Source organism: Algoriphagus sp., assembly GCF_024305035.1.
Lineage (GTDB): Bacteria > Bacteroidota > Bacteroidia > Cytophagales > Cyclobacteriaceae > Algoriphagus.
The window spans coordinates 35603-41797 of record NZ_JAMWZB010000038.1; the positions used below are offsets into that span (position 1 = coordinate 35603).

6 protein-coding genes are annotated in these 6195 nt (G+C 42.4%); 2 read left to right on the top strand and 4 right to left on the bottom strand.

The window, feature by feature from the left end; translation table 11 throughout:
* Positions 1-68: 68 nt before the first annotated feature.
* Genes Q0L00_RS17660 through Q0L00_RS17670 form a run of 3 tightly spaced genes read right to left on the bottom strand, consistent with a single transcriptional unit; the run spans position 69 to position 3980 of the window.
* Complete coding sequence (locus tag Q0L00_RS17660) at positions 69-662, bottom strand: phosphatase PAP2 family protein (protein ID WP_363318564.1); 594 nt, start codon at positions 660-662, stop codon at positions 69-71.
* Positions 641-1552, bottom strand: a complete 912-nt coding sequence (gene hemF, locus Q0L00_RS17665; protein ID WP_297338219.1) for an oxygen-dependent coproporphyrinogen oxidase — start codon at positions 1550-1552, stop codon at positions 641-643. The genes Q0L00_RS17660 and hemF overlap by 22 nt, the downstream gene beginning before the upstream one ends.
* Positions 1553-1556: 4 nt before the next feature.
* The gene (locus tag Q0L00_RS17670; protein WP_297338220.1) at positions 1557-3980 is read right to left on the bottom strand and encodes a BamA/TamA family outer membrane protein; all 2424 of its coding nucleotides are present in this window, start codon (positions 3978-3980) and stop codon (positions 1557-1559) included.
* Positions 3981-3997: 17 nt separating this feature from the next.
* Between Q0L00_RS17670 and Q0L00_RS17675 the strand changes: the two genes are divergently transcribed.
* Together Q0L00_RS17675 and Q0L00_RS17680 are read left to right on the top strand one after the other, a co-directional pair.
* Positions 3998-4744, top strand: a complete 747-nt coding sequence (locus tag Q0L00_RS17675) for an RNA methyltransferase (protein ID WP_297338221.1) — start codon at positions 3998-4000, stop codon at positions 4742-4744.
* A complete protein-coding gene (locus Q0L00_RS17680) occupies positions 4744-5736 on the top strand; it encodes a bile acid:sodium symporter family protein (RefSeq protein ID WP_297338222.1) in 993 nt (330 codons plus the stop codon). Before Q0L00_RS17675 ends, Q0L00_RS17680 begins: the two co-directional genes overlap by 1 nt.
* A 44-nt stretch (positions 5737-5780) precedes the next feature.
* Here the strand turns inward: Q0L00_RS17680 and Q0L00_RS17685 are convergent, their stop codons facing one another.
* Positions 5781-6041: an acyl-CoA-binding protein gene (locus Q0L00_RS17685; protein ID WP_297338223.1), complete on the bottom strand. Its 261-nt coding sequence runs from the start codon at positions 6039-6041 to the stop codon at positions 5781-5783.
* Positions 6042-6195 lie beyond the last annotated feature (154 nt).

The following is a 6195-nucleotide window of genomic DNA, read 5'->3' on the forward strand; positions in this document are numbered from 1 at the left end:
GCAAGGTAGTAAACGGGAACTAGTGGGATCGGTTGTCTTGGGAACAGTTGGATGAGATCTGCTGGTAGTTACCTTAATATTTTTTTCAGCAGTTCCCGTTTGACAAAAACCACAAAAAACCAGGAAATCCAAGCCGCCATAGTTCCGATTAGTGCCCCAATCAAAATATCAGCTGGATAATGAACTCCAAGATAAATCCGCGTATAGCTCACCAAAAAGGCATAAAGGTAAAGCCAGCGAAGATAGGGAAGTTTTCCTTTGAGTTTTCGGTTTAAAAATACGGCTAATCCAACCGTATTTGCCGCATGCGAAGATGCAAAACCATACAATCCCCCACATCTGCCATAGTTGTGAATGATCCCATCCCATCGCGGGTCATGACAGGGACGAAGTCGCTCAAAAAAGGGTTTCATAAAGCCTGATGTGCTCTGATCGGCAATTAAAATAGTCAGCGCCACCCCTCCAAAAACCCACCAGCTGTTTTTGGGATCGATTTTGTAAATCAAATAGATGAGTAACAAGTAAAGGGGGATCCAAGTGCTCGTCTCAGTGGCACGGTATACTACCGGGTCGAGCCAGTCCCAATGAAATCCATTAAGCCATATAAAAAGGCGTTCATCCCAAGCTTTAATCTGCTCTATCATCGTGAAATCTCCAGCCAATCAATTCCTTTTTTTAAATGGTTCAAGGTGAATTCTTCCGGACTACCCGGCTCAGGTTGGAACATATAGGTCCAGTTGGCTTGTGGAGGCATACTCATGAGTATACTTTCTGTTCGACCATTGGTGTCCAGTCCAAATTTGGTTCCTGCATCCCAAACCAAATTGAATTCAACATATCGTCCGCGACGATAGTTTTGCCATTGCTGTTCCTTTTCCCCAAATGGAATTTGGGCATTTCTTTTCATAAAATAGCCATAAACCGCTGGGAAAAGCTTTCCTAAAGCCAAACTAAATGCTAAAATCTGGGCAAAACTTGAGTCGTCATGGGCACTTAAGCGATCGTAAAAAATACCGCCAACTCCCCGGGTTTCATTTCTGTGTTTGAGATAAAAATACTCATCAGCCCAGGCCTTGAATCTAGGGTAATAGGAGGTGTCAAAACGGTCACAGGTTTTTTTGACTTCCTGATGGAAATACGCCGCATCTTCAGCTACTATGTAATGTGGGGTAAGATCGATCCCACCCCCAAACCAATGCGTGCCGTTATCCATTTCAAAATAGCGAATGTTCATGTGGATAATGGGTACCATGGGACTTTTTGGGTGAAGGACAATGGATACTCCGGTGGCAAAAAAATTGGCTTGTTCCAGATTTAACTTTTGAAGAATTTTCTTAGGCGTAGGGCCATGGACTGCTGAAAATGCTACTCCTCCTTTTTCAATGACTTTCCCCTCCTTGAAGATTCGAGTTCTGCCTCCACCACCTTCTTCGCGGTGCCATAGATCTTCGTGAAATTTTCCCTGCCCATCCTGGCGCTCTAGTTCTCCACAAATATAATCTTGCATATTTTGGTAGATCTGGGCTATTTCTTCTTTACTTTTTCTGCTCATGCTGTTAAAATGGATATCCTATTCCGAAATTGAGAACAGTCTGCCCTCTGACTCCGAAAGGATTTTTAAATGATACATTGTCCAAAATCCATCGCTCACCTTCGGGTTGCGCAGGATCAATGGCTTTGGTTGCCAAATCAAGCCGGATAATCAAAAAATCAAAGTCCATCCGCAGGCCAATTCCAGAACCTACTGCCAGTTCCTTGTAAAACCGATCAAACCTGAAATCACCTCCAGGACGCGAAGGGTCGGCCCCGATATCCCAAGCATTACCCACGTCAATGAATAAAGCCATGTCAAAATACCCATAAATTTTTCGACGGTATTCCAGCATTGTTTCAAAGATCATTTCGGCAGGCTGCTCAAAAGTATAATCAAATAACCCATCCGATCCCCTGTCAGGAGTAAAACTTCCGGGTCCCAAACGCCTAGCTTGCCAAGCTCGAATGCTTGTCCCTCCTCCGGCAAAAAAGTATTTTTCGTAAGGCAAAATTCCTGAACTGACCCCGTAAGGCTGGGCAATTCCAAAATTTGCGCGATAGGCTAGAGTCTGCTTGTTGTCAAGAGGATAATATCGTCTAAAATCAGCTTGCAATTTTAACCATTGGAAATTAGCAAATTCTCGACCCTCCTCGGCATTATTGGGCACATCGATGAAGTTTAGGGTGGTACCCCCACTTTCCAAATACAATCGCAATAAAGAGGCCTGACTGCTTCGCCAATTTCCATATTGATTGAAATTAATGGTGGACTGTACCGAAACGGAACTGACAAATGAGGGTAAGAAAGAAAAAATCAGATTATTTCCCTGGTCAGCCAAATCAGTCAGAACATTAAAGAAATCCTCAGTAATATTTGGGGTACGTACATAACTGATATCAGTCAAGTTTACTGTGAATTGCTGGCGTTGATTTCGAGTAGCCCAAGTGTAAGCCAATTGCCCGTTTAAACTGTTTCGGGTATACTCTGGTCTGTTGGTATGGTTGAAACTCAACTGGGTTCGGGTATTGGGATTGTATCGGCCAAACTTATCCAAGGTCCAAGGGGCAAAGGGAACCAAAAATCTAGGAAAAATTACCGCAGTAGATGCGCCTACTTCCCGGCTTTGATAGACCCCCTGGTCGGTTGCGGAAGCAACCCCTTCTAATCCTGCCCGAAAGCTAAATTCCAATATTTCCCCGGCTCGAAAGAAGTTTCTATTTCGAAGAGAAGTACTGAAAAAAGGTCCGGGAAGTTGCTCAGTGACACTTAATCCCACCTGGTTAGTAAGCTGATATTTCTGATTGGGTTGGGTATAGATATTTGCCGTGAGGCTTGTTCCTAAGGTGTCAAAAGTAATATTCACAAATCGGAATAAATCCAAATTGCTAATTTGCCGTTGGCTCTCAATCACGTCTTGACGGTTGTAAGGACTCCCTTTTTCAAGAAAAATACGAGAAGCTAGAATTTTTTCTGAATAGCGATCCCGGTAAAAGCGAAACTGAATGTCTCGATAGCTTCGTTGAGTTTGCCGATCGGAAAATTCATCCGAGGGTGGATTAATCCTGAAATTGATCGAATCGATGCTGTAAATTTCATGTTTTTCGGCAAAAGTCGGTTTTCGGATCAATTGTTCAATCCGTACATTTTTTGCTGCGGTATCCTGGTAGACATTATACTCCACGTAAGATTTGGAAAACATGTAAAACCCACTGTTTTTGAGTAAGTCTTCCAGCCGATCCCGTTCAGATACAATGTCATTTTGATCGTATATTTTTCCTTCTTTTAGATTTGAATTCTGCTGATGCCGTTCGAGGACCTTATAGATATTTTCGTTTTCACTTCGGGTAAATATGGAATCAATCACATAGGGCTTTTTTTCATCGATTCGATACGTCAGAAAGGCTTTCTGTTTTTCTGTTTTCACCTCAAACGTGACCTTAGAATCAAAAAAACCATGGTTTTTAAGGTAGCCCTCCATGTTTTTTTGGGAGCTTTCGATTTTTGCGGTATCTAATTTTGTCACCGGATTCCCTGTCCGCATCAAGGAATTTCCAAACTCTTCTTTTTCCTTCAGACTTTCGATTTGTGATCGGAGCTTATCGGCCCGGTTAAGAAGTTTTCGTTCATTTCCCAAACTGTCCAAGGCCGCATTGATCCGCTCAAGTTCATCTTGTTTTTCTTCAAGCTTTTCTTTGACTTGAGTGCTATCATAAAACATCTGACCAATTCGGTAAACCGATACGCCCACAGAGCGGTTGATGAGGGGGATTCTTAGATTGGGCTCCAATTGATTTAGAGCACTTAACTCCTCCTCATTTGCTTTTTCAATCCCCTCTAACTCGACCTCAAACAAGGCATATTCATTTTCCTGAAGTTTTTTGGTCAGGGAGCAGCCAAAGGAGAGTCCCAGGAGCGAAAGAAAAAGTATATATTTGGTGAATTTCAAAATGTAAGATCGTCCTAATGTTTAGCAAAAATACAGCTAAGTTTATAAAATCCTTACATCAAAAGAAATACCGCATCGAAAGTGGGATGTTCTTTGTAGAAGGCGAAAAAAGTGTAATCGAAGTTTTGGATTCAGATTTTACCATTGAATCCATTTTTGGCACGAACACATTTTTAGCTCACTATGATCCCTTGATCCAGACTAAAGGGGTTGTGGCAGAGGAAGTAAGTCAAAAACAACTTGAGTCCATCGGTCACTACCAAAGTAATAATTCGGCTTTGGCTGTAGTAAAAATGAAAGGAAATGAACCATTTGAGGTATCGGATAAGGAGTTGATTTTAGCCTTGGATGAGGTGAGGGATCCGGGAAATCTGGGAACCATTATCCGGATTGCTGATTGGTATGGCATCCGAAAATTGGTGTTTTCACCCCACACTGCCGACTTCTATAATCCCAAGGTAATCCAGTCCAGCATGGGATCGTTTACTCGGGTATCCTTTTTTTATTCCGATTTATCCCAAGTATTGGAGCAATGGAAGTTGCCCATATACGGTGCTTTTCTCGGGGGAGAATCCGTTCATGAGTTGGAAGTAATTCAGCCGGGTGTTTTAGTGATGGGCAATGAGTCGAACGGGATTTCACCTCAAATCGAAAAGCTCGTCAATCGAAAATTGACCATCCCTTCTTTTGGGGATGCAGAATCCTTAAACGTGGCCATTGCGACTGCTGTACTTTGTGATAATTTTAAGCGTTTGATGAATTGATGAGCAAAATCCTTCAACTCGCTCAAAAAGTAGGACTTAACGGGTTTTTAGCAGGCCTTTTGATGGCTATTTGTTTCGCTTGGCTTTTTCCTGCTTTTGGGGCGGAGGATTCATTTGTACCGTGGAAACCGATCATCAATATTGGTATTGCTGTCGTTTTTTTTATGTATGGGGTCAAGCTTGATCCTGCACAAATCAGAGCAGGACTGGTTAATTGGAAACTTCATGTTTTGATTCAGGGGTTTACGTTTTTAATTTTCCCTGTTGTGATTCTTGTAGTTTTGAATTGGATGCCTTGGATCGCTCCTGATTTCAAACTTGGAGTGACGTATTTATCTGCTTTACCGTCCACGGTAAGCGCTTCGGTTGTGATGGTTTCCATAGCAGGAGGCAATATTCCCGCAGCAATTTTCAATGCCAGTATTTCGAGTCTGCTGGGGGTGTTGATCACCCCAGCTTGGATGGGTTTCTTGGGTGGAACTGACCGAGAGTTTTCTGTTGATTTTTTGCCGACTTTCTTGGAATTGACTTATAAAGTGATGTTGCCGGTAGTAGTTGGGGTACTAATGCACCGCTATTTGTTTCCCAGGTTACAACCCTTTTTGAAGCAACTAAAGTACATCGATCAATCGGTGATCATGGTTATTGTATTCACCGCGTTTGCTCAGTCTTTTAAGGAGCAGGTATTTTCCAGTTATTCCCTTTCGACGATTATTTCCCTATCAGCCAGTATGTTGGGGTTATTTCTTCTACTTTGGGGAGTGATTCATTTTTCTACCTCCTTACTCAATTTCAATTTACAAGACAAAATCACCGCTCTTTTTTGTGGTTCCAAAAAATCTTTAGTACACGGGGTGGTCATTGGAAAGGTGATTTTCCCGGATCCTGCACTGCTTGGATTGGTCCTTCTGCCCGTAATGCTTTATCATATTCAGCAATTGATGATCGGATCGGCGATTGCCTCTTGGTTTGCTACCAAAAACAAAACCTGAGATAGTTCTCAGGTCTGTTCGTTAAATTCGAGTTGGTTATTTGTTCAAATGTGGGTTTTGGCAAGTTGCTCGACTAAAGAGATGTACATGGCTTCAGCTTCCTCCTTGGATTTGCCTTTGAATTTTAGCCAGCTATTATGTTTAGCGGCAGCTTTAAAATCAAATCCACCGGGTCTTTCTTCGGTGTTGTCACCTGCGGTGGCTTGTTTGTAGAGCCCATAGAGCTTTAGAAGGTCCTCATTGCCGGGTCTACGCGTGAATTTTTTGGTAAGCTCAAAGGCTTCAGCGATACTAGTTGGTTTCATTTCAGAGTTTGTTTGGGCTTTCCATTTTTCAAATATTAAACCAAATCTGCTGATTTGGTTTTTTTCCCATAAAAAAAGCCGACAGGAAAGTCGGCTTTTGATGTGTGCCGTGCATGGCAATCGACTAGGTGGTGTAAGTCCACTGTGGGGGTAT

Excerpts from the sequence above, each read along its gene's own strand:
- Q0L00_RS17685 (WP_297338223.1), bottom strand. The coding sequence starts at position 6,041 with ATGAAACCAACTAGTATCGCTGAAGCCTTTGAGCTTACCAAAAAATTC.
- Q0L00_RS17675 (WP_297338221.1), top strand. The coding sequence starts at position 3,998 with ATGTTTAGCAAAAATACAGCTAAGTTTATAAAATCCTTACATCAAAAG.
- hemF (WP_297338219.1), bottom strand. The coding sequence starts at position 1,552 with ATGAGCAGAAAAAGTAAAGAAGAAATAGCCCAGATCTACCAAAATATG.
- Q0L00_RS17680 (WP_297338222.1), top strand. The coding sequence starts at position 4,744 with ATGAGCAAAATCCTTCAACTCGCTCAAAAAGTAGGACTTAACGGGTTT.